The organism is Cellulosimicrobium sp. So1_17, from assembly GCF_055181235.1.
In genome coordinates this window covers 682,519-704,988 of the sequence record NZ_CM143702.1, presented here as the reverse complement: position 1 = coordinate 704,988, position 22,470 = coordinate 682,519, and the positions used below count along the sequence as shown (strand labels likewise).

At 73.7% G+C, this 22,470-nt stretch carries 27 protein-coding genes; 17 read left to right on the top strand and 10 right to left on the bottom strand.

Annotated features, from left to right (window positions below):
- Positions 1-230 precede the first annotated feature (230 nt).
- From ACZCLJ_RS03100 to ACZCLJ_RS03060, 9 genes are all read left to right on the top strand, one after another.
- Positions 231-434, top strand: coding sequence for a cold-shock protein (locus ACZCLJ_RS03100; RefSeq protein ID WP_251151039.1), 204 nt, complete (start codon positions 231-233; stop codon positions 432-434).
- Between the two features lie 130 nt (positions 435-564).
- Positions 565-1,071, top strand: coding sequence for a VOC family protein (locus tag ACZCLJ_RS03095; protein ID WP_463105434.1), 507 nt, complete (start codon positions 565-567; stop codon positions 1,069-1,071).
- A 20-nt stretch (positions 1,072-1,091) separates the two neighbouring features.
- Complete coding sequence (locus ACZCLJ_RS03090) at positions 1,092-1,997, top strand: MerR family transcriptional regulator (RefSeq protein WP_463105433.1); 906 nt, start codon at positions 1,092-1,094, stop codon at positions 1,995-1,997.
- A 64-nt stretch (positions 1,998-2,061) separates the two neighbouring features.
- Entirely contained in the window at positions 2,062-3,399 is a 1,338-nt protein-coding gene (locus tag ACZCLJ_RS03085; protein ID WP_251151042.1) for a M12 family metallopeptidase, read from the top strand.
- 12 nt (positions 3,400-3,411) lie between these two features.
- Complete coding sequence (locus ACZCLJ_RS03080; RefSeq protein WP_463105432.1) at positions 3,412-4,386, top strand: hypothetical protein; 975 nt, start codon at positions 3,412-3,414, stop codon at positions 4,384-4,386.
- On the top strand, positions 4,383-4,721 hold the full coding sequence (locus ACZCLJ_RS03075) for a hypothetical protein (protein WP_463105431.1): 339 nt from the start codon (positions 4,383-4,385) through the stop codon (positions 4,719-4,721). Before ACZCLJ_RS03080 ends, ACZCLJ_RS03075 begins: the two co-directional genes overlap by 4 nt.
- Before the next feature lie 108 nt (positions 4,722-4,829).
- Positions 4,830-5,408 carry a hypothetical protein gene (locus ACZCLJ_RS03070; RefSeq protein WP_463105430.1) on the top strand — a complete coding sequence of 193 codons (579 nt, stop codon included), beginning with the start codon at positions 4,830-4,832 and terminating at the stop codon, positions 5,406-5,408.
- The gene (locus ACZCLJ_RS03065; RefSeq protein ID WP_463105429.1) at positions 5,405-6,175 is read left to right on the top strand and encodes a glycosyltransferase family 2 protein; all 771 of its coding nucleotides are present in this window, start codon (positions 5,405-5,407) and stop codon (positions 6,173-6,175) included. The genes ACZCLJ_RS03070 and ACZCLJ_RS03065 overlap by 4 nt, the downstream gene beginning before the upstream one ends.
- Positions 6,176-6,213: 38 nt before the next feature.
- A complete protein-coding gene (locus ACZCLJ_RS03060; RefSeq protein ID WP_463105428.1) occupies positions 6,214-7,407 on the top strand; it encodes an NAD(P)/FAD-dependent oxidoreductase in 1,194 nt (397 codons plus the stop codon).
- Here ACZCLJ_RS03060 and ACZCLJ_RS03055 read toward each other — a convergent pair.
- Complete coding sequence (locus tag ACZCLJ_RS03055; protein WP_463105427.1) at positions 7,371-7,997, bottom strand: DUF4334 domain-containing protein; 627 nt, start codon at positions 7,995-7,997, stop codon at positions 7,371-7,373. The genes ACZCLJ_RS03060 and ACZCLJ_RS03055 overlap by 37 nt on opposite strands.
- Positions 7,998-8,111: 114 nt before the next feature.
- On the opposite strand from ACZCLJ_RS03055, the gene ACZCLJ_RS03050 reads away from it, so the two are divergent.
- Positions 8,112-8,960, top strand: coding sequence for an alpha/beta fold hydrolase (locus tag ACZCLJ_RS03050; RefSeq protein WP_463105426.1), 849 nt, complete (start codon positions 8,112-8,114; stop codon positions 8,958-8,960).
- Here ACZCLJ_RS03050 and ACZCLJ_RS03045 read toward each other — a convergent pair.
- Positions 8,927-10,408, bottom strand: coding sequence for an MFS transporter (locus ACZCLJ_RS03045; protein ID WP_463105425.1), 1,482 nt, complete (start codon positions 10,406-10,408; stop codon positions 8,927-8,929). The two genes, ACZCLJ_RS03050 and ACZCLJ_RS03045, sit on opposite strands and share 34 nt — an antisense overlap.
- Before the next feature lie 124 nt (positions 10,409-10,532).
- Here ACZCLJ_RS03045 and ACZCLJ_RS03040 point away from each other — a divergent pair, with 124 nt between their 5' ends.
- Entirely contained in the window at positions 10,533-10,997 is a 465-nt protein-coding gene (locus tag ACZCLJ_RS03040; protein ID WP_463105424.1) for a winged helix-turn-helix transcriptional regulator, read from the top strand.
- 40 nt (positions 10,998-11,037) lie between these two features.
- Positions 11,038-11,403, top strand: a complete 366-nt coding sequence (locus ACZCLJ_RS03035; RefSeq protein WP_463105423.1) for a nuclear transport factor 2 family protein — start codon at positions 11,038-11,040, stop codon at positions 11,401-11,403.
- Between the two features lie 186 nt (positions 11,404-11,589).
- Here ACZCLJ_RS03035 and ACZCLJ_RS03030 read toward each other — a convergent pair whose 3' ends face one another.
- The 4 genes from ACZCLJ_RS03030 to ACZCLJ_RS03015 form a co-directional block, all read right to left on the bottom strand.
- Complete coding sequence (locus tag ACZCLJ_RS03030) at positions 11,590-12,393, bottom strand: alpha/beta fold hydrolase (protein WP_463105422.1); 804 nt, start codon at positions 12,391-12,393, stop codon at positions 11,590-11,592.
- A gap of 203 nt (positions 12,394-12,596) precedes the next feature.
- Positions 12,597-13,514 (bottom strand): phosphotransferase family protein, encoded by a 918-nt coding sequence (locus tag ACZCLJ_RS03025; protein WP_463105421.1) that lies wholly within the window; start codon positions 13,512-13,514, stop codon positions 12,597-12,599.
- 4 nt (positions 13,515-13,518) lie between these two features.
- Positions 13,519-14,079 carry a GNAT family N-acetyltransferase gene (locus ACZCLJ_RS03020; RefSeq protein WP_463105420.1) on the bottom strand — a complete coding sequence of 187 codons (561 nt, stop codon included), beginning with the start codon at positions 14,077-14,079 and terminating at the stop codon, positions 13,519-13,521.
- 5 nt (positions 14,080-14,084) lie between these two features.
- A complete protein-coding gene (locus ACZCLJ_RS03015; RefSeq protein WP_463105419.1) occupies positions 14,085-14,699 on the bottom strand; it encodes a hypothetical protein in 615 nt (204 codons plus the stop codon).
- Positions 14,700-14,885: 186 nt separating this feature from the next.
- Between ACZCLJ_RS03015 and ACZCLJ_RS03010 the strand changes: the two genes are divergently transcribed.
- Positions 14,886-15,176: a hypothetical protein gene (locus tag ACZCLJ_RS03010; RefSeq protein ID WP_251151057.1), complete on the top strand. Its 291-nt coding sequence runs from the start codon at positions 14,886-14,888 to the stop codon at positions 15,174-15,176.
- 140 nt (positions 15,177-15,316) lie between these two features.
- Positions 15,317-16,765, top strand: a complete 1,449-nt coding sequence (locus ACZCLJ_RS03005; RefSeq protein WP_463105418.1) for a DUF1254 domain-containing protein — start codon at positions 15,317-15,319, stop codon at positions 16,763-16,765.
- A gap of 12 nt (positions 16,766-16,777) precedes the next feature.
- Here ACZCLJ_RS03005 and ACZCLJ_RS03000 read toward each other — a convergent pair whose 3' ends face one another.
- Positions 16,778-17,995, bottom strand: a complete 1,218-nt coding sequence (locus ACZCLJ_RS03000; RefSeq protein ID WP_463105417.1) for an AI-2E family transporter — start codon at positions 17,993-17,995, stop codon at positions 16,778-16,780.
- 123 nt (positions 17,996-18,118) lie between these two features.
- Here ACZCLJ_RS03000 and ACZCLJ_RS02995 point away from each other — a divergent pair, with 123 nt between their 5' ends.
- Positions 18,119-18,496: a VOC family protein gene (locus ACZCLJ_RS02995; RefSeq protein ID WP_463105416.1), complete on the top strand. Its 378-nt coding sequence runs from the start codon at positions 18,119-18,121 to the stop codon at positions 18,494-18,496.
- A 45-nt stretch (positions 18,497-18,541) separates the two neighbouring features.
- Here the strand turns inward: ACZCLJ_RS02995 and ACZCLJ_RS02990 are convergent, their stop codons facing one another.
- The 3 genes from ACZCLJ_RS02990 to ACZCLJ_RS02980 form a co-directional block, all read right to left on the bottom strand.
- Positions 18,542-19,210, bottom strand: coding sequence for a hypothetical protein (locus tag ACZCLJ_RS02990; protein ID WP_463105415.1), 669 nt, complete (start codon positions 19,208-19,210; stop codon positions 18,542-18,544).
- 69 nt (positions 19,211-19,279) lie between these two features.
- Entirely contained in the window at positions 19,280-19,852 is a 573-nt protein-coding gene (locus ACZCLJ_RS02985; RefSeq protein WP_463105414.1) for a dihydrofolate reductase family protein, read from the bottom strand.
- Positions 19,853-19,916: 64 nt separating this feature from the next.
- Positions 19,917-20,789 carry a helix-turn-helix transcriptional regulator gene (locus ACZCLJ_RS02980; protein WP_463105413.1) on the bottom strand — a complete coding sequence of 291 codons (873 nt, stop codon included), beginning with the start codon at positions 20,787-20,789 and terminating at the stop codon, positions 19,917-19,919.
- Between the two features lie 101 nt (positions 20,790-20,890).
- On the opposite strand from ACZCLJ_RS02980, the gene ACZCLJ_RS02975 reads away from it, so the two are divergent.
- Positions 20,891-21,655 carry an SDR family oxidoreductase gene (locus tag ACZCLJ_RS02975; RefSeq protein WP_463105412.1) on the top strand — a complete coding sequence of 255 codons (765 nt, stop codon included), beginning with the start codon at positions 20,891-20,893 and terminating at the stop codon, positions 21,653-21,655.
- Positions 21,656-21,739: 84 nt separating this feature from the next.
- On the top strand, positions 21,740-22,462 hold the full coding sequence (locus ACZCLJ_RS02970) for a DUF2306 domain-containing protein (RefSeq protein WP_463105411.1): 723 nt from the start codon (positions 21,740-21,742) through the stop codon (positions 22,460-22,462).
- Positions 22,463-22,470 lie beyond the last annotated feature (8 nt).

Below are 22,470 nucleotides of genomic sequence, written 5' to 3'. Positions count from 1 at the left end.
AGTACGCCGGCATGGTCACCCGGCTCCCCGACGGATTCCAGGTGCACGACCGCTACACGCGGCCGACGACCGTGGTGACCGCGCTCGAGCAGGCGACCAGACACCTCGCGGCACCGACCGCGAGCCCGGCCGGATCGTCCCGATCCCGCCTCCACACCCGTCAGCGCCCCACAAGGCGTGACAAGCGGACCCACGTTCGTGGGACGCACGTTTCAACGAGAGAAGACATCATGGCTACTGGCACCGTGAAGTGGTTCAACGCCGAGAAGGGCTTCGGCTTCATCGCCCCCTCGGACGGCACCGCCGACGTGTTCGCCCACTACAGCGAGATCGCGGCCACCGGCTTCCGCTCGCTCGAGGAGAACCAGAGCGTCTCGTTCGACGTCACCCAGGGCCCCAAGGGCCCCCAGGCGACGAACATCCAGCCTCTGTGACACCCGGGCCCTCGTCGCCCACGGCGTCGAGGGTCTGACCGACGAAGGGCCGCGCAGCGCGCGGCCCTTCTGCGTCCCCCGAGACGTCCCCGCTTGACCCTGACGCGACGTCAGGCTCCAGGGTGGTCGCATGACCGACACCTACCCTGCCTTCGACATCAGCCCCGTGCCCGAGCCGTCCGAGGACGCCACGGCTCCGGAGCACTTCCGCGGCATCTACGGCATGCCCCAGTTCGTCACCGTGCCGACGGCGGACCTCGCAGCGTCCGTCGACTTCTGGACCCGCGGTCTCGGCTTCTTCGGGCTGTTCGCGGTCCCGGACCAGATCGTCCACCTGCGCCGCTGGGCGTTCCAGGACGTCCTGCTCGTCCCGGGCACGCCGCCCGCCGAGGCGCCCGCGCTCACCGTGAGCTTCTCGTGCGTGCTCGGCCAGGTCGACGCGATCGCCACCACGTGCGAGGGGCTCCGCCCCGGCTCGGTCACCGGACCGCGCGCGATGCCGTGGAACTCGGTCGAGGTCGAGGTCCGCACACCCGAGAACGCCCGGGTGATCATGACGGCCGCGAAGCCGCTCGAGCCCGAGAGCGCCGAGGCCCGGTTCCTGCGCGACATCGGCATCGAGGCGCCGGACCGGTGAGCCCTGCGACACTGGGCGGCATGACGTCCGACGCCGCGGCGACCCGCCGCCACGACGAGACCGGCGACGGCCGCACCGTCGGCGAGGTGGCCGCGGCGGTCGGCGTCACCGTCCGGACGCTCCACCACTGGGACGCCATGGGCCTCGCCCGTCCGTCGGCGCGCACGTCCGCCGGGTACCGGCTCTACACCGGGCCCGACGTCGCGCGCCTGCGCCGCGTCGTGGCGTACCGCGAGCTGGGGGTGTCCCTCGAGCACATCCCGGGCCTCCTCGACGCCCCCGCGGACGACGCGGTCGCGACCCTGCGGCGCGAGCGCACGCTCCTGGGCGAGCGCATCGCCGCGCTGCAGCGGACCGCAGCGGCGCTCGACCGGCTCGTCGACGCGCGCGAGCGCGGTCTGCTGCTCTCCCCCGCCGAGCAGGTCGCGATCTTCGGCGAGAGCTGGCAGCCGTCCTGGGCACGCGAGGCGCGCGAGCGCTGGGGAGAGACCGCGCAGTGGGCGCAGTACGCCGAGCGCTCCGCGGACCGCACGCCCGACGACTGGCGGCGCGTCGCCGCCGAGGTCGCGTCCCTCGACGAGGCCCTCGCCGCCGCGTGCCGCGACGGTGTCCCGCCGGGCAGCGAGCGTGCGCACGAACTGGCGGAGCGGCACCGGGCGTCGATCGGGACGTACTTCGACTGCTCGCACGCCATGCACGTCTGCCTCGGGCGCACCTACACCGACGACCCGGGGTTCAGGGCGCACTACGACGCGCTCGCGCCGGGGCTGGCGGCGTGGCTGCGCGCGGCCGTCGAGGACAACGCCCGGGAGCACGGCGTCGACCCCGCGACGGCGAGCTGGCCCGGGTCGCACGCGTCGAGCGAGATCGGCGCTGATGACGGTGACACGCATCATCGGGCGCCCGGCGGCTCTCCCTCTCCCTAGGAGCACACAGCCCCGCCCGCGCGGAGAACGACCTCGGCGCGGTTCTCCGGAGAAGGAGACGGTCATGGTCGAGAAGAAGGCTCCGGCAGGCGGACGGTCCGGCGGCGCGAAGAGCCGGCGCACGACGGCGGGCAGATCGCCGGGCGTCGGGGAGCACCTGTCCTGCGAGCAGGCGGCCGGACCGGTCGGCGGTACCGCGCTCATCGACGGCTACGGCTTCGCGTCGATGCCGGTGGTGTGGGCCGAGGTCGACGGGCTCGCGGTCGTCGAGGGCGACATCGTCATCGGCACCGTCGAGGAGGCGAGGGCGCGGGACATCGCGACGCTGACGTCGGACGAGGACACCGACGTCGCGCACGCCGTGGGGATCAGCGGGGCCCAGTTCCGCTGGCCGAACGGGGTCGTCCCGTTCGAGATCGACGGCGCGCTCACCAACCCGTCGCGCGTGCACAACGCGATCGCGCACTGGCACGCCAAGACCCCGCTGCGTCTCGTCCCGCGCAACGGCGAGGGCGACTTCGTCCGGTTCGTGGGCGGTGGCGGCTGCAGCTCGGCCGTCGGGCGCCGCGGCGGGCGGCAGGACATCACGCTCGGCCCCGGCTGCACGGTGGGCAACACGATCCACGAGATCGCGCACGCCGTGGGCCTGTGGCACGAGCAGTCGCGCGAGGACCGCGACGCGTTCGTCCAGATCAACTTCGCGAACATCGAGGACGGCAAGGCGCACAACTTCAACCAGCACATCAGCGACGGCGACGACCTCGGCGGCTACGACTTCGGCTCGATCATGCACTACCCGACGACGGCCTTCTCCAAGAACGGTCAGCCGACGATCGTGCCCCTCGCCACCGTCCCGGCGGGGACCGTCATCGGGCAGCGCACGTCGCTCTCGGCGGGCGACCTCGCGGGCCTCAAGGTCATGTACCCCGGGCTGTCGTGGCCCAAGCCGGTCTTCAAGGACGTCATCAAGGAGCCGATCGGCGACGTCGGCGAGATCGCGACGATCAAGGAACCGCTCAAGGACGTCAAGGAGCCGTTCAAGGAGATCGTCAAGGAGCCGCGCGACGAGGTGGTCAAGCCGCTGCGCGACGTCCTCAAGCCGGTGCGCGACCCCGGCCCGACGATCCGCGAGGTGGTCGAGCCGATCCGCCCCGAGCTCCCGGTCGTGAACCCGGCGCTCGGCAGGTCGCTCCCGTTCGTGCTCGGCCGCGACAGCGACTTCGTGAGCCGCTACCAGGCGGCGGTCGCGCAGCAGTCGGGCGTGGCGCAGGACGCGGGCGCGGGCACGACGTCGGCCGCCGACCTCGCGGTCGTGCTCGCCGAGGTCGTCACGGCGCTCGACGCCGTCCGCGCCTCGGTCGCGGCCCTGGCCGAGCAGGCCGCGGCCGAGGCCGGGCTCTGAGGGGCGCGGACGATGATCCTCGTCGTCAGCTTCCCCGACGACGACCACACGGCCGTCGTGGTCGAGCGCCTGCGGGCGCTCGGCCACGAGGTCGTCGTGCTCGACACGTCGACCCTGGGAACCACGGGCTCGCTCGAGCTCGCGTACGGGACCGGCGCACCCGCCGCGATGCGGCTCGTCGCCGCGGACGGTGAGGGCGACCGGCGCGAGCACGACCTGCGGGAGGCGACGACGGGCTGGTGGCGGCGTCTGCGCGGCACGCCGCCGGACCCGTCGATCACCGACCCGGCGGCCGCGGGCTTCGCGAGCAGCGAGCTCGCCGAGGTGTTCGAGGGCGTCGTCGCGTCGCTGCCGCTCCGCTGGGTCAACGACCCGCGGTCCGACGCCGACGCGCACCACAAGCCGTGGCAGTGGGCCGTCGCCGCGGACCTCGGTCTCGCGCTCCCGCGCACGGTCGTCACGCGCGACCCGGCGCAGGCGCACGAGTTCGTGGCCTCCATGGGACCGGGCCGCGTCGTGACCAAGGCGTTCATCGCGCGCCTCGACGCGTGGCGCGAGACGCACGTGCTGGACGCCGAGGACGTCGAGCGGCTCGACCAGGTGCGGTTCGCCCCGACGATCCTCCAGGAGTACGTCCCGGGCGTGGACCTGCGCGTCACGATGGTCGACGGCGAGGCGTTCACCACCGAGATCGACGCGACGGCGACGAGCCTGCCGAGCGACATGCGCATGGTGCTCGACGAGGCGACGGTCCGGCCCGCCACGCTGCCCGCCGCCGAGCTCGCGCAGGTGCGGGCGCTCATGGACCGGCTCGGGCTGGTCTACGGGGCGGTCGACCTGCGGCGGACGCCCTCGGGCGAGCACGTGTTCTTCGAGGTCAACCCCGCCGGGCTCTGGCTGTTCTGCGAGCACCTGACAGGACTGCCGATCACGGACGCCGTCGTCGAGGCGCTCGCGTCCCGGGACCGTGTCAGAGTGGTCGCATGACCACCCTGTTCGGCACGGTCGCGCTCCCCGGCGACGCCCCCGCCGGCGCCGCGACCGTCCGCGTCTCCGTCGAGGACACCACGCTCCAGGACGTCGCGGCGGTGCGCCTCGCCGAGGCGGTGCTGCCCGGCGTCGACCTCTCCCCCGGCGGTCGGCTGCCGTTCGCGATCGACGTCGACACCGTGCCGCCGGGCGCCACGGTGCGCGTGCACGTCGACCTCGCGGGCGACGGCGACGTCGCGAGCGGCGACCTGCTGACCGTCCAGGCGGTTCCCGTGGACGTGCTCGGACCGTCGTGGGACGCGGCCGGCGAGGTCCCGGTCCGCACGGTCTGACCGTGCCCGGCCGGTCGGGACCGGCACGCCGTCCGAGGTCCTGCGAGCACACGGGTGATATGTGACGCTGTCACACCACACCGTCCCCCCGTCCGCGAAGAGGTCTGCATGCCCCGCACCGCCACCGACCGCCGGGCCTTCACCCCGGCGGACGTCGTGCGCGTCGCGGCCCTCGTGAGCCTCGTGGTGGGCACGCTCACGCTCGGTGGCATCGCGGGAGCGCTGTTCCTCCTCGTGCTCGGCGGCGTCTCGGTGCCGCGTGCGCTCGACCTGCCCGCTCCGCTCGACGTCGCGTACGGGGCGTCCTTGATCTTCGCGGCGTGGGCGTCCCAGCTCGAGTGGTACGACGCCGTGGACTGGCTCGACCTCGCCGTGCACCTGGTCTGCACGGGACTCATCGCGGCCGTCGCGTACCTCGCGCTGGTCCGCTGGGAGCTGCTGCCGGGCGCCGTGGCCACGCCCCCGGCGCGCGCGTCCGCGGGCGTCGTCGTGGTGACGGCGGGGCTCGGCGCGTTCGCGGCGATCCTCTGGGAGGTCGGCGAGTGGGCCGGCCACACCTACCTCGACGAGGGCATCGGCGTCGGGTACGACGACACGGTGACGGACCTCGCCGCGGGGCTCCTCGGTGCGGTGGTCGCCGGCCTGGTCCTCGCCCGTCGCGAGCGCCGGCCCGAGGTGCGGTCGTGACGCCCGCCGGTGTGCCGACGGTCTCGGTGGTCGTGCCGGTGCGCGACGACGCCGCGGCGCTCGACCACCTCCTGTCCCTCCTCGCGCGCCAGACGGTCGCGCCGCTCGAGGTCGTGGTCGTCGACAACGCCTCGTCGGACGACTCGGCCGCCGTCGCGCACCGGTGGGGCGCGGTCGTCGTGCACGAGCCGCGCGTCGGCATCCCGGCCGCCGCCGCGGCCGGCTACGACACCGCCAAGGGCGACGTCATCGGTCGCCTCGACGCGGACTCGCGGCCCGACGCGCGCTGGGTGCAGACCGTCGTCGAACGCATGGCCGCCGACCCGACGCTCGACGCGATGACCGGGACCGGACGCTTCCACGACCTCCCCGTCGGCGTGCGGACCGTCGCGTCGGTCGGCTATCTCGGCGCCTACTACCTCTTCACCCACCTCGCGCTCGGGCACACCACGCTCTGGGGGTCCTGCATGGCCGTGCGCGCCGACACGTGGGAGGAGGTCCGCGACCGTGTCGTCCGGGAGGACGCCGAGGTGCACGACGACCTCGACCTCGCATTCCGGCTCGGCCCGCGCCGTCGGACGCGTCTCGTGCGGTCGTGGCGCGTCGGGGTCTCGGCGCGGTCGCTGCGCGGGCGGGGCCAACGCCGCCGCCGGATGGACCGCGCGTGGAACACGCTCCATCTCAACTGGGAGGTGTCGCCGCCGTGGGAGCGCTGGCGCGACCGGTGGGCACCGCGCCCAGCGGCGAGCGGGCGAGACAGCTCCTAGCGTGGGTCTTCCCTGCCACCCACCGGAACGGTTCCCCCATGAGCTCACCCCGGGCGCACGACGTGCTCGTCCTCGGCGGCGGCAACGCCGGCCTGTCCCTCGCCGGTCGCGTGCGGCGCGACGGCTGCCGCGACGTCGCGGTCGTCGAGCCGAAGGACGTGCACCGGTACCGGCCCCTGCTCTCGTACGTAGCGTCCGGCATGGCGACGCTCGACGACCTCAGCCGGCCGCAGGACGACGTCGTGCCCGACGGCGTGCGGCGGTACCCGAGCCCGGTCGTGTCCGTCGACGCCGAGCGCTCCGTCGTGCGCCTCGCCGACGGGACCGAGCTCGGCTACGGCGACCTCGCGGTGTGCCCGGGGTCGGAGGTCGACTGGGACGCGGTGCCCGGCTCTGAGGAGGCCGTGGGGACGCCGTCCGCGTCGACGAGCTACCTGCCGGAGCTCGCGCCGAAGACCTGGGACATGCTCTCCGCGCTGACCTCCGGGCGCGCGCTCTTCGCGATCGCGTCGCGGCACGTGCCGTGCTTCCCCGTGGGGCTCAAGCCGCTGTTCGTCGCTGCCGACCACTGGCGGCGCACGGGCGTGCTCGACGCGATCGACGTCGAGCTCGTCGTCGAGTCGCCGCGGCTCGTCGACGACCCGCGTGCCGAGCACGAGCTGCTCGCCGCCGCCCAGGACTACGGCGTGCGGATCCGGACGAGCACGACCGTCGAGTCCGTCGACGCCACCGACCGCACCGCGCGCCTGCGCACGCCCCACGGCGTGGACACGACCCACTACGACGTCCTCTACCTCGCGCCACCGCACCGGGCGCCGGGCTGGATCGCCGAGAGCGGGCTCGCGACCGCCGCGAGCGACGGCTTCGTCGACGTCGACCCGGCCACGCTGCAGCACCGCACCTACCCGCGCGTCTGGGGGCTCGGCGACGCGGCCGCGGTCGACGCGATGCCGTCGGGCGGTGCCCTGCGACGCCAGGTCCCGGTGGTGGCCCGCAACATCCAGGCCCGCCGCAAGGGCACCTCGATGAGCCGCTACGACGGCTACTCCGTCGCGCCCGTGACGACGTCGCGCAGCGAGCTGCTGCTCGCCGAGTTCGACCGCGAGCGCCGACCGGAGCCGACGACCCGGCTCGTCGACCTCGCCCGACCGCGCCGCAGCCTCCTGCTGTTCGACCGGTACCTGCAGCCACCGATCTACTGGCGCCGGCTGCTCCAGGGCAAGGTCTCCTGACGTCGCGCGCCGACCCGGCGCAGGACGAAGAAGAAGGGCCGCGCCAGGCCGCGCGCGTCCATGAGGCCGAGCAGGGTGTCGTCGTCGACGGCGCGCAGCACGTCGTGGACCGGCAGCGCGTCGTAGACCATCGCCGTCGTGACGACGCCGCGGTGCTCCACGCGGCGCAGGCGCGCCCGCGGCCGACGGGTCCGCACGAGCGGCAGCACCGTCCGGACGGCGCGCGCGACGGGTGGACGGCGCAGGAGGCCGGCGCACCGCAGGACGAGCGGCAGCGGCGCGTACGCCGGGTCGACGTCGATCACGCCTTCGCGGCGGTGCGCGAAGAGCAGCGGGTGCGCGGCGTCCGGGCCGTCGAACCGCTTGCCGTACCACCCGAGCGCCTCCAGGAGGCCGTCGAGCGGGTGACCGGTCGGGATGCCGGACCCGTGCCACGTGCCGAGCACGTCGTCGACGTCGACCGCAGGCAGCGAGTCGTGGAACGCGAGCGCCGCGGTGGTCGTCGTGCCGCGCTCGAGGTCCGCGAGCGCCGCCCGGCGCTGCGCCGGTACGGGCGTGCCCGAGGACCCACCCTGCTCCGCTGCCTCCACCTGTGCATCCTCACCGACCTCCGCCCGCCCCGCGCGACGGCGGGCCGGGGTGCTCCGCCGCCCGGGACGACGGGAGCGATTGCCGGCGCCGCGGGGCGCACGCACGCTGGAGCGATGACGTCGCCCCGACTGGCCGCGCTGCGCCGCGGTCGGCTCACGTTCCACGTGCACGACTCCGGCCCGGAGGACGGCGAGCCGGTGGTGCTCCTGCACGGGTTCCCCGAGGACTCGTCGAGCTGGGACCGCGTCGCGCCGCACCTGCACGACGCCGGGCTGCGCACCGTCTCGCTCGACCAGCGGGGCTACTCCCCCGGTGCGCGACCGCGCGAGCGCGCGGCCTACCGGCTGGACTTCCTCGTCGCCGACGTGCTCGCGGTGCTCGACGCGACCGGTCCCGCCCACGTCGTCGGGCACGACTGGGGCGGGAACGTCGCGTGGGCGCTCGGTGCGTGGGCGCCGGAGCGCGTGCGGAGCCTCACCGTGCTGTCCACGCCGCACCCGCGGGCGCTGTCCCGCTCGCTCGTGCGCTCCGACCAGGCTCTGCGCTCGCTGTACGTGGGCTTCTTCCAGCTCCCCGCGCTGCCCGAGGCGGTGCTCTCCCGGTCGATGCCGTCGCTGCTCGAGCGGTCGGGGCTGCCCGCCGACGACGCCGCGCGCTACGCGGAGCGCCTGCGCCGGCCGGACGCGCTGCGGGCAGCGCTGAACTGGTACCGGGCGCTGCCCCTCGCGCGGCGGAGCGTCGGACCCGTGCGCGTCCCGACGACCTACGTGTGGGGTTCGCAGGACGGCGCGCTCGGTCGGCACGCCGCCGAGGGCACGGAGGCGGACGTGCTCGCGAGCTACCGGTTCGTCGAGCTCGACGCCGGTCACTGGCTGCCCGAGACCGTCCCCACCGAGGTCGCGGACGCGGTGACCACACCGCCGGGCGCTCACCGCACGACGGGCGCCGGCTCGGCGGCCTGACCCGCGCCGTCGGGCGCGGCGGCCGACGCGTGGACCCTCCGGCGTGGTGCCCCCATGACGACCGCGGCGAGGCCGAAGGCCGCGACCGAGACCCAGAGGGCGGCGTGGAAGGCGTGAAGCCCAGCCTCCGCGCCGGTGCGGTCGCCGAGCGCGAGGACGCTGACCGCCGTCGCCGCGGAGATGCCGACGGCGGCGCCGAGCTGGTAGGCCGTGTTGAGCACGCCGCCCGCCACGCCCTGCTCCTCGTCGCCGACGCCCGTGGTCGCGGCGATGGCGAGCGGTCCGTAGACGAGGGCGAAGGCCACGCCCAGGAGCACCATCGAGGGCACCATCACGGCGTACGTCCAGTCGAGACCGGACACGAGGAACCACGCCGCGGCGACGGCCCCGGCCAGGAGTCCCACGACGATCACGCGCGGCACGCCGAACCGGGCGACGAGGCGCGGCGTGAGCGCAGGGGCCAGCACGACGTCGAGCGCCATGAGCAGCATCGCGAGACCGGTCTGCAGCGGCGTCCAGCCGCGCAGCTCCTGCAGGTAGAGCGTGAGGAGCACCTGGAAGCCGTAGAACCCGCTCGCGAAGAGCACTGCCGCGACGTTCGCTCGGACGAGCTCGGTCGAGCGGAAGAGCCGCAAGGGCAGGAGCGGGTGCTCGACCCGCCGCTGCCGCGCGACGAACGCGGCGAGCAGCCCGGCGCCGCCGACGAGGGCCGTGAGCGTCCACGGCACGCCCTCGCCCGGGTGCTCGAGGCGCACGATCCCGACGGCGAGCAGCACCATCGCCCCGGTCGCGAGGACGGCGCCGAGGACGTCCAGCGTGCCGCGACCGGGCGTCGGGGTGTCCCGGCGGATCGTCGCGACCGCCAGCGCGAGGAGCACGACGGCGAGCAGGACGGGGGCGAAGAACACCCAGCGCCAGTGGATCGCGGCGAGCAGCCCGCCGACCACGAGCCCGAGCGAGAACCCCGCCGCCCCGGCCGCCCCGTAGACGACGAGCGCACGGTTGCGACGCGGCCCCTCGGCGAACGACGTCGTGATGAGCGACATGCCGGCGGGCGTGAGGAACCCGGCCGCGATGCCCGTGACGAAGCGGGACACGAGGAGCATCCAGCCGTCGGTCGCGAGGCCGCCCAGCCCGGAGAACAGGAGGAAGACGACGAGCCACAGCACGAACATGCGGCGCCGGCCGAAGAGGTCGGCCGCACGGCCGCCCAGCAGCATGAAGCCCCCGTACCCGACGACGTAGGCGGTGACGACGCCGCCGAGCTCCCCCGTGGCCAGGCCGAGGTCCGCGCGGATGCCGGGCAGCGCGACCGACAGCATCGCGATGTCGCTGCCCTCGAGGAAGATCGCGCCGCACAGCACCAGCAGCAGTCCCCAGTCGCGCAGCGTGAAGCGCGCCTCGGGTCCCGTGCCCGTTCGGGTCGTACCGGTCGTCGGCTCGGTCATGGCGTCCCCTCTCGTGGCGATCGTGCGCGTGCCGCTCGATGCTTCTCGATACCGGTCGGCACCGCCCGACAGATACCCGGTTACCTCTTGATACCGACCCCATCGTGGGACAGGATCAGGAAGCATGGAAGACGGCACATCCGACGCACCTGGTATCACCACGGATACCGCGCCCGCGCGGCGCTCCCCGACCCGGTGGGAGTCCGACGTCGACGTGTGGCAGTGGGACGCTCGCGAGGACTGCGAGGTCCGCCAGATCCTCGACCGCATCGCCGACAAGTGGTCGCTCCTCGCGATCGCGATGCTCGACCGCCGGGTCATGCGCTTCACCGAGCTCAAGCGCGAGATCGACGGCATCAGCCAGCGCATGCTGTCGCGCACGCTGCGCCAGCTCGAGCGCGACGGCATCGTCGAGCGCACCGTCTACCCGACCGTCCCGCCGCGCGTCGACTACGCGCTCACGGAGATGGGCCGGTCGCTCCACGCGACGACCAAGGCTCTCGTCGTGTGGACCGAGGCGCACCAGGAGCGCATCGCCGCGGCCCGCAGCGCCTACGACGAGCGGGAGGCGGAGCTGCGCGACCTCTAGGGCGTGTCCCTGGGCAGCTCCCGGTGCGTACACTCGCGCGATGAGTCTTCTTGCTGCTGAGCACGCTCTCCAAGCCGCCCAGCGTGCCGGCGACGTCGACGCGCTGGACGCGTTGCTGCATCCTCGTTGCGTGGGCGCCGGCCCGGACGGGTCCGTCTTCTCCAAGGAGGACGACCTGGAGAGCTACCGCTCAGGCGTGCTGCAGATCACGCGCCTCGAGGAGGAGTCGCTCGACGTCCAGGAGGACGGCTCGAGCGGAGTCACCAGGCTGGTCGCCGCCGTGGACGCGATCCAGGCCGGTACTGCAGTCTCCGCGCGGTTGGTGTACACACGCCTCTGGGTGCGTGCCGATGCGGGCTGGCTGGTTCTGGCAGCCACCCTCGCACCATCCGCAGAGCCCGCCTGACGCAGCTCGAGCCGTACGGTGGCGGGGCGTCGACGAGCATCTCGGTACGGACGGGCCCGGCTCGACGGGCGTCGTGGAGATGGCGTAAGGCACGTCGTCGAGCTGCCTGACCTCATCCCACGCAGGAGGTGGATGCTCCACCGCGCGTTCGCCGACCACCAGCCGATCGCGCCCCCGACCGACGCGTCAGCCGGCGAAGAAGGAGCTGAGGACGGGGGCGAGCACGGCCGGGTCAGCCACGTGGCCCTCGACCCCGAAGGTCTCCCGCCGGGCGTTGGTCAGCACGGCTGCGGCAGCGTCGGCTGCCGCACCGAAGAAGTCGGCGGGAAGTCCGGCCATCTGCGCGTCGACCGCGATGCCGGTCGTCAGGAGCACCGGTTGCCGCACCATCGCAAGACGGTCGACGGGCGGCGGGCCGTCACCGAGACATGCCGCGTCGTAGCGCAGCGTCGGCGCGAGCGCACGCAGCGCGGGCCACACCGGGGAGGCCTCTGCGCCCGCGACGTCCTGCTCGGAGGATCCGGCCAGCTGCATGAACAGCCGGAGCGCCTGATCGCGGTCGCCGGCGTCGAGAACGGCGTCGAGCTCGAGCCTGTACGCCTGCCACGCGGAGACCATCGCATCGCCCACCTGGTACGGCACCTCGTGGACGGCGATCCGGTCGACAGGGAGTCCCGCGGCGGCCGCCTCGAACGCGAGCGCCCCTCCGGTCGACGCCCCGAAGAGGTGCGCTCGCCCTCCGGTGGCGTCGATCACCGCCGCCAGGTCGTCGACCTCCCGCTCCACGGCGTAGGGCTGTCCGTCGTCGCTGTCGCCGCGACCACGGCGCCGGTAGTTCACGACGGCGAAGCTGCTGGCCAGGTGATCGCCGAGGGCGCGGTTCTCCGTGCCGTCGTCCAGGCCGCCACCGATGAGCACCAGCGTGGGCCCCTCGTCGCCGAGCCGGTCGTACCCGATCGACGTGCCGTCGGCTGAGCACACGTGCGGCATCGCAAGCTCCCTGGGTCGGACGGACTCCTCAAGCAGGGTAGACAGCATGACCGGCACCGACCACTCCGGCGCGCCTCCTCATCGAGCCTTGCCGTGGCCCGAACTGATCGCGCAGCAGGTTCCGCCACGAGACCCCGGCCCGGTATCGGTCGGCGATGCCCGCCGTCCGGCTCCGCTCCGAGCGGGGAGACACGCCCTCGACCTCAGCGGCCATGAGGTCGCCTCGACGAGCGCTCGTCGGCCGCGGTTCGGGACGGGCGTGACGTGCCCGGGAAGACGTGCTCGACGGCGCGCCCGGCGTTCGCCAGGTACGCCGCCCTGGCCGTGGGCTCCTCGAGCGCGTACTCGACGTCCTCGAGCCACGCACAGCGCGCGTGGAACCAGACGCGGCGCTCGTCGTCGGGGTCGAGCGGACCGTCGAGCCGCTCGGCGACGCGGAACGCCGTCCCCGGCCCGAGGTCGCGCAGGATGCGGCCGGTGTCGCGAGCGGGCACCGCCCGGGCCGTGTCGGTCCAGTCGATGACGCCCGTCACGCCACCGTGCGCGTCCACGAGGACGTGCTCGGCGCCGAGGTCGTTGTGCTGCGCGACCGTCCGGGTCGCCGTCGGCGGTGGTGGCTCGTCGAGGAACGCGGCCACCGCGGCCGCCCACGCCGGCGGCAGGGCCGCCCGGACGGCGTCGAACGACCTCGCGGCGTCCCGGTGCCACTCCTCGGTCGACGGGTGGTCGAGGGGCAGGTCGAGGCGCGGGGCGACGCGCCGCAGCGTCGACAGCACGTCCACGAGGGCGTCCTCGACCCCGCCGCTCGCCCGGCGGGGCCGTCGCAGGAGGGGCTCACCCGCGAGCCGCCGGTAGACGAGGATCCCGAGCTCCGGCTCGTGCGCGACGGGAACCGGGGTGGGCACCGCCGTGGCGCCGGCGAGCGCGTGCAGCAGCGCGACCTCGCGTGCCACCGCGGCCACGTCGTCCGACCGACGCACGATGTGGTCCGCGACGGCGCACGTGGTGTTCTCCGTTCCGCGGGCGACGGTTCGCACCGCGGCATCGGCCGGCCACAGCCGGTGCCGCACGCCGATCTCGGCGATCATCGCGTGCTCCTCGGCGTCCTGCTCTCTCGACACCGGCTCATCCTCCCGCGCGCCGCATGAACCAGCAGCGCACGCCGAGCACGTCCGACTCGCCGACGACGTCGTAGCCGAACCGGCGATAGAAGCCGACGGCCTCCGGCCGGTCCGTCTCGAGGTAGCCGACGGCGCGCGACGCGTCGAGCGAGCGTGCGTGGCGCGCCAGCAGCACGCCGCCGATGCCTCGGCCCCGCAGGTGCCGGTCCACGGACACCGGCCCGAGATGGACGTGCGGCTCGGCCGGATCGTGCCGGGCCCACACCCCCGTCCAGGCCACCAGGCGTGCGGCGACCCGCGGCCCCTCACGCGCCGCCGCGGCGAGCAGCCGCAGCCGCGTGCCGGACGACGGCCGGCACCTGCCCGGCGGCGCCGACGCCGCGACCCCCACGAGCGTCCCGTCGTGCTCGACGACGTCGACGTGCAGGCGAGGGCTCGCCACGAGGACGCGCATCAGCCGGGCGTGCGCGCGGGCGGCGGCGGCCTCCACGGTCCCGTAGACGACCTGGTGCAGGGGGTTGTCGGCCATCCCGCGCCCGAGGAGCGCCGCGACGCCGTCGACCATCGCGTTCACCGGCCGGTTGCGAGGGTCGGGCCGCCGAGGAGCCGCGCGCGGTACATCCGCAGGTACGCGACGAACGCCCCCACCGCGGCGAGCACGCTGAACCCCATGCGGGACCGCCAGTGCCACGTCTCGAACTCGCGGGCGACCTGGGCCAGGTACTCGGGCGGATGCACCGCGAGGCCCTCGACGAACATGATCTCGTTGCGCGGCCAGAAGTAGAGGATGGACGCGACACCCTCGCCGACGGCCATCGCGAGGCTCAGCAGCAGCCACCACCGCGCGTCACGCTGGCGCCAGCACAGCAGCAGCGCCGCGACGACGAGGGTCCACGAGAGGAACCCGAGCGGCGGGAAGACGTCGGACGGGCCGCTCACGGCGAGGAACTCCATCGCCAGCTCGAGCGACGCGGGCGGGTCGCTGAAGATGTTCGGGTAGATCATGAACGTCTCGAGCACCACGGCGCCGAGCAGGATCATGGCGACCCAGGCGTAGGCCAGCGCGACGACCCGGGCGGCCGTCCCCCAGCGGCCGCGGGTCCATCCGGTTCTCGTCGGCCTGCCGACTACGTCCGTCGTCGGTGCGGGCCGGTCGTCTGTCGCGCGGTGTCGGTTCTCTGTCATGGCAGCGACGCTAGGAAGCCGGCCGGCCTGCCGCGTCGGCCCGTTGTCGACGGGTCGGTCGACGTCGCACGACGCCGCGGGTCGCCCGTCGTCGACACGCCGTCTCCACGGGCGACGACGGCCGACCCGCCCTCACCTGCGAGTAAGAGAGCCCCTGTCGAACAGGTGTTCGACTACGATCGGCGGATGGGTACGCGTCGAGGACCGCACGGCGGCAGGCCGTCGGGCATCGAGAACGTGCCGCTGCGCGACAGCGCCGACGAGGCGCCTGCGCTCGCGCGCCGCGACGCCGCGATCGTGCGGCCCGACGAGGGCATCCCGGTCCGCGCCTGGATCACGCAGCGCCAGTCGGGCGAGTCGCACGTCGACGGGGAGGCGATCGCGTGGGCAGGGCGCCAGGTGAACGTCCGGTATGTCGACCGGCACGGACGGGAGGGCTGGGCGTGGCTGTGGGCCGACGCCGTCGAGCGCCGGTGAACGCCGAACCGGTGTCCGCACCCGGCGCGGGTGAAGTGCTCCTGTCCCGGTCGCCCTGGTCCCCCAGCAGCCCTACGGTCGCGGTAGTCGGGCGGGCGTCGACGGGGCGCCGGCCGCACACGCGGACGAAGGGCACTGCGATGACCGAGCGCGCCGAGAACCTGCAGGAGGATCCGCTCGCCGCGGTCCTCGCCGCCGTCAGCACGCCGTCCCCCCTGGACACGCCGCTCGGACGGTTCGAGCTCGTGGACGGGGTACCGACGCCGGAGTCGGTCGACCGCCTGTACGCGTCGCTCGACCTCGTCCGGGGCATCGAGGCGTACCTCAGCGCGATCCCCGGCGCGTCGCTCGTCGCGATGCGGAACGGCTTTCGCAGCCTCGGCCTGGTGCGGTCACAGCAGATCGGCTACACCGAGCCCCGGGCGGACTCGCACGGCATCTTCCTCACCGCGAACACCGAGACGACGTACGGGACGTTCTTCTTCGACCTCCGCGAGACGGGACCGTTCGTCATCGAACCGCCGAAGCAGTCCTTGTGCGTCGTGGACGACTTCTGGTTCCGGTACGTGGCCGACATGGGCATCGCCGGGCCGGACCGCGGCGAGGGCGGGCGGTACCTGTTCCTCCCGCCGGACCACGACGGCGACGTCCCGGACGGGTACTTCGTCTACCGCACGCCGACGTTCACCAACTGGGTCGTGCTGCGCGCGCTGGGCGGCGTGCCGGCGATGAAGGAGACGCGCGTCTACCCGCTCGCCGACGCGGCCGACCCCCCGTCGACGGAGTTCGTGAACATCGCGGGGGCCCGCGTCAACACCGTCCACGCCAACGACGCGTCCTTCTTCGACGAGGTCGCCGAGATCGTCGCGGAGGAGCCGCCGGGCTCGCTCGACCCCGAGCGCGCCGGCCTGCTGCGTGCCGTCGGGATCCGGCACGACCGGCCGTTCGCGCCGAGCGAGGAGCTCCGCGCGACGCTCGAGACCGCCGCACGCACGGCCGCGGCGATGAGCCGCGCGCTGGTGTACTCCCCGCGCGACCCCGAGGCGCCGGTCGCTCCCGGGTCGAGCTGGCTCAACGGGTTCCTCGGCGGCTCGTACGAGTTCCTCGCCGACGGCGCGCGCCTGCTCGACGCCCGGACCCAGTTCCACTTCCTCGCGACGGTCGTCACGCCGGCGATGGCGCACGCCCAGGTGGGCGCCGGCTCCGCGTACGCGTACACCGCCCACGACGCGCACGGGCAGGTCCTCGACGGCGCGCGCACGTACCGGCTCGTGCTGCCGCCGAACCCGCCGGCGAAGAACTTCTGGGCCGTCGACGTCTACGACACCCAGACCCGGTCGCTCCTGCAGACCGCCGACCCGTACCCGAGCGTCATGAGCCTCACCGGCACGGTCGCGACGGAGGACGACGGGAGCATCGTCCTGTGGTTCGGACCGGAGCCGCCCGCGGGGCGCGAGCAGAACTGGGTCGAGACCGTGCCCGGGAAGTCGTGGTTCCCCCTGCTGCGCCTGTACGGGCCGCTCGAGCCCTGGTTCGAGAAGTCGTGGCTCCCCGGGGACCTGGAGCCGGTCGAGGGCCCCGCCGTCTGACCCGGCCCTCGATCAGCCGGTCTCCACCGCCTCGCGTCGCTTCTGCCGCGCGAAGCGGGCGGGCAGGTCCGGGCCGTCCCACACCTGGATCGCGCGCCAGATCGACGCGGCGATGGGGACGGCCAGCACGGCTCCGGTGAGCCCGGCGAGCACCGTCCCGGCGGTCAGCGCGATGAGGATGACCAGCGGGTGCAGGCGCAGCGTCCGGCCCATGACGACCGGCTGCAGCAGGTCGCCCTCGAGCTGGTTGACCGCGATGACGATCGCCACCACGATGAGTGCCTCGACCGGCCCCACGGCCACGAGCGCGACCAGCGCGCAGAGGACGCCGGCGAGCGTCGCGCCGACGAGCGGGATGAAGGCGAGCAGGAACACGAGCACCGAGAGCGGGAGGACGAGCGGGACGCCGACGATGGCAAGGCCGATCCCGATCGCGACCGCGTCGACGAGCGCGACGATCGCCGTCCCGCGGATGTAGCCGCCGAGCGTGCGGACCGTCGAGTCGCCGATCCGCTGGCCGCGCTCGTACCGCGCACCGTGGAACGGCCGGAGGAGGAACTCCCAGATCTTCGGGCCGTCCTTGAGGAAGAAGAACAGCACGACGATCATCACGAAGAACCCGGCCACGAAGTCGACCGTCTGGGAGACGCCCGCGAGCGCACCGGCACCCACGGCGTCGGACTGCAGCAGACCGACCACGGAGTCCCGCACCGACTGGAGCTGCTCCTCGGTGATGTCGAACGGCAGGTTCTGGATGTAGACCTGCAGCTCGTCGAAGCCGTCGATCGCCTGGTCACGCAGCTCGGGCCACTGGTCCACGACGGCGACGACGATCAACCACACGACCCCGGCGAGGACGGCGACGAGGGCGATCAGCGCGATGACCGTCGCGAGGAACGACGGCAGGCCCTTGCGACGCAGGAAGACCACGAGCGGCGAGATCGCCGCGGCGAGCACCAGCGCGATGAGCACCGGGATCACGATGAGCGTCAGTCGCGTCACCGCGAAGACGGCGACGGCGACTAGAGCGAGGATCGCCAGCACCTGGAGCGACCGCGTCCCGGCGCGACCGACGCCGTCGGCCCACAGCTGGGACGCGCCGCGCGACGGCGGGACCGGCTCGGGTCGCGCGCTCGCCGGTTCGTCGTCGACGGGCTCCCGGACGACGACCGCCGTGTCCTCCGCGCGCTGGTCCGCACCATCCCGCGTTCGGCGTCTACCCAGAGCCATGCTGATTCCCTCTCGTCGCGCGTGTGGGGGCCAGCGTGCCACGTCGGCATCGCGCTCGCTGATCACCCGGGGGCTGGGACTTTCGACTGGGCCAGGTTCCGACGTCTCCCTAGAGTGCGAGGCATGGCATCTCGCATCAGCGAACTGGTCCTGGACTGCGCCGACCCCGAGCTGCTCGGGCGGTTCTGGTGCGACGTTCTCGGTTACGTCGAGCTCGACCGGGACGACGGGTCGATCGAGATCGGCCCGCCGGGCGCCGGGTTCGGTGGCCTGCAGCCCACGATCATCCTGAGCCGGAGCAGCGACCCCCGGCGAGGGAAGCTGCCGCTGCACATCGACGTCAACCCCGTCGACCGCGACCAGGAGGCCGAGCTCGAGCGGCTGCTCGCCCTCGGCGCCCGGCCGACCGACGTCGGGCAGACCGGCGACGAGTCCTGGCACGTCCTGGCCGACCCCGAGGGCAACGAGTTCTGCCTCCTGCGCAAGCGCCTCGAGCCGTGATCGGCACGTCGGGCGACCCGGCCTCGCCACGCCGTGCCTGACCAGTCAGTCGTCGCCGTCGAACAGGCCGCCGTCGAGCAGCCAGTGGTAGCGCAGGCGCAGCGCACGTTCGGTGCTCGCGAGCAGGGTGGCGACGATGAGCGCGACGTTGACGGCCCCCGAGAGGTGGATCGGGGACGTGAACGTGCCGATGTTCTCCGCGACGGGAGGGATCTGCGAGATCTGCTCGACGATCTGCGGGACGCCGAGCACCAGGGCGACCACGAGCACGGCCCAGGTGACGAACCCGATCGTCCGGCTCACCCCCGGGTGCCGGTGCTCGAGCCGTGCGCGACGGCCCTCGCCCGAGGCCGGGTCCGGCGCGAGCTGTCGTGCGGGGCCGCCGTCGTCCGGGACGTAGTGGCACCGCCTCAGCCCGTAGCCGCTGGTGACCACCTCGATGGTCCCGCCCGTGACCGGGAACTCCGCCGGGAGCTTGGATGTCGCCTGGTGGCGGCCGTCCCGGTAGAGCCGGGCCCGCACCTCGCCGTCGTCGGAGTCGCCCCAGAGCCGGACGTCGACGGACCAGGTCTCGGGTCGCCCGTCCTCGCCGGTGAGGCGGAGATGGAAGATGGTGCGCGAGAACAGCTGCCACCACCGGTATCGCGGCAGGGAGTGCCCGTCACCGGGCTTGAGGCGCCGTGCGGCGCGCTGGCGCTTCCAGTTCGAGAACACCCACGGCACCGTAGCAAGCCGCGTCGAGATGTGCCGTTCGTCCCCGCCTCGGGCACACGGCCGTGCCGGTCAGCGCTCCCTCTCGACCCGGTAGCGCTGGAGGACGACGTTCGACGCGAACGTCCGTGCCTCGACGAGGCGGAGGTCGACGTGGCGCTCGTCCTGCGGGAAGTAGGGGATGCCGCCGCCGACCAGCACCGGGTGGACCATCGCTCGGTACTCGTCGATCAGGTCCAGCGCGGCAGCCTCCGCGGCGAGGGCTGCACCGCCGATCGCGATCTCGCCCTCCCCCGGTTCCGCACGGAGCCGTGCGACCTCCTCGGCCAGGCCACCGGCAGCCAACCGGGTGTTGGTGCCCTCCACAGCGGTCAGCGTGGTGGAGAAGACGACCTTCGGGAGCGCCTTCCAGAGCGCGGCCCACGTGCGTTCCGCGTCGCCGAGCGACGGGTCCTCCTCGGCGGTCTCCCAGTACAGCATCGCCTCGTACAGCCGACGCCCGAGCAGGTGGGCCCCGACGCCGCGGAGCTCGTCCATGAAGTGCTGGAACACCCCCTCGTCGGGTTCGCTCCAGTCGAACCGTCCGTCGGGGCCGACGACGTAGCCGTCCGCCGAGACGCCCATCGAGTAGGTCACGTCGCGCATCGCTCATCTCCTTCGATCACGGGTACGACCCCCAGACCTGCGGCGCTGGCAGAACTCAGCGGTCTCACCGACCCGCGTGACGCGTCTCCCGCGGCTCGACAGCGAGGTCCTGGGTGCCGAGCACGCCGAGCAGCCGGATCTTCTCGGCCGACTCGCTGCCGGGCGCCGCCGTGAGGACGAGCAGCGCCTGGAGCTGGTCCTCGGTGAGCAGCACCTGGCAGTCGACCTCGATCTCCCCCACCTCGGGGTGCACGAGCACCTTGTGGTCGGTGAAGCGCCGGGCGACCTCCTGCCGCGCCCACAGCTCGACGAACTCCGGGCTCGTCCGCTCGAGCGCCGTGACGAGGTCGGCCGCGCCCGACGACGGCCCGAGCGTCCCGAGCGCGGCCCGCAGGCTCGCGACGAGCGCCCTGCCCTGCCGCGCCCGGTCCTCCTCCGGGTACACGGCGCGCGCCGTCTCCGGGTGGGCGAACCAGCGGTAGATCTCGCTGCGCTCCCACCCGGTGAAAGCGGTGGCGTCGCCGTAGAGGGCGCGCGCGAGGTCGTTCTGCGCGAGCGTCCGCCCGAGCGGGTCGAGGATGAGGGCCGGGGTGTCCGAGAGGCGGTCGAGCACGCGCTGGAGCGCCGGGGCGACGTGGCCCGTGTCGACCGTGCGGGCCGGGACACCGTGGCCGGCGACGCGGTAGAGGTAGTCGCGCTCGTCGTCGGTCAGGCGCAGCGCGCGGGCGATCGACGCGAGGATCTGCGTGCTCGGCTGCGGCCCGCGCTGCTGCTCCAGGCGCGTGTAGTAGTCGGTGGACATGAGCGCGAGCTGCGCCACCTCCTCGCGGCGCAGTCCTGGTGCCCGACGCCGCAGCCCGGGTCCCAGCCCGACGTCGCCCGGCTGCAGGGCCTCGCGGTGGCGGCGGAGGAAGTCGGCGAGCGCGGCACGGTCCATGGGTCCCATCGTGGTCGGCGGCCCCGCGCTGTGCCAGGGATCGCCGGTCCCCCGTTCGACCGTCTCTGCCACGGTCGGCGGGACGCGCCGAGGATCGGGTCATGGACATCACGAACAGCACCGTCTTCATCCCCGGCGCCACGAGCGGTATCGGCCTCGCGCTCGCCGTCGCGCTCCACGAGCAGGGCAGCACCGTCGTGGTCGGCGGACGACGCACCGAGCTGCTCGAGCAGATCGCCGCCGAGCACCCCGGCATCGACACCGTGCGCATCGACACGACCGACCCCGAGAGCATCGCGACCGCAGCGAAGGAGGTGCTCGAACGCCACCCCGACCTCGACACGCTCGTCGCCATGGCCGGCATCATGCGCGTCGAGGACTGGCACCACCCCGAAGGATTCCTCGCGACCGCGGAGGAGACGTTCACGACGAACGTGCTCGGCCCGGTCCGCCTCGTCGGGGCGTTCGTCGAGCACCTGCAGACCCGTCCGCACGCGACGATCGTCACCGTGTCGTCCGGCCTCGCCTTCGCCCCGCTCCAGGCGACCCCGAGCTACGACGCCTCCAAGGCCGCGATCCACATGCTCAGCGAGGCGCTGCGCCTCCAGCTCGCCGACACGAGCGTCCGCGTGACCGAGCTCGTGCCGCCGTCGGTCGCGACCGACCTCCTGCCGGGCCAGCGCGAGAGCTCGTTCGCCATGCCGCTGGACGAGTTCGTCAACGAGGTGATCGACCTGCTGCGGACCCGGCCGGACGCCCACGAGATCCTCGTCGAGCGCGTGAAGTTCCTCCGCCACGGCGAGGCGCGCGGCGACTACGCCGACGTCGTGCGCACGCTCAACGCGGCCGACCCGCACGGACGCTGAGTCCGAGAAGACGCCGAGCAGGGCGAGAAGATTCGGCCACATGGCCGAAGCGCCGGCGTGCCCGGTCGATCCACGATCGACCCCATGGACACCGCACACGCCGTCGCCCGCACCGCTCCGAGCACTCCTCGCCGCACAAGACGCGGGTCGTCGCGCAAGGAATGGCTCGTCGCGGCCGGGCTCGTCGCCCTGGCCCTCGTCCCGTCGCTCGCGGGCGGCGTGCGGCTCGGCGAGATCGCCTCGGGCGCGCCCGAGACGCCCACGAACGCGCGCTTCCTCCAGGTGCCGCTCCCCGTCGTCCTGCACATCCTCGCCGCCGTCGTCTACGCCGTCCTCGGGGCGTTCCAGCTCCTGCCGGGCCTGCGCCGACGCCACCTCGCGTGGCACCGCGCCGCCGGGCGCTACGTCCTCGTGCCGGCCGGGCTGGTCGTCGCGGCGTCGGGGCTGTGGATGACGGCCTTCTACGACGTGCCCCCGGTCGACGACGGGCCGCTCACCGTGTCGCGCTACGTCGTCGGGATCGCGATGCTCGCCTTCCTCGTGCTCGGCGTGCGCGCGATCCTGCGGCGCGACGTCCTCGCGCACGGGGCCTGGATGATCCGCGCGTACGCCCTGGCGCTGGGCGCTGGCACCCAGGTGCTCACGTCCGCGCCGTTCGTGGTGCTGTTCGGCGAGCCCGACGCCTTCTGGCGCACCGTGCAGATGGACGCCGGGTGGCTGATCAACGTCGTGGTCGCCGAGTGGGTGATCGCGCGCCGCCGGGCCACCGCCCGTCGCCGGCCGCGTCGCGCCGTGCCCGCCGCCTGACCGCGGGG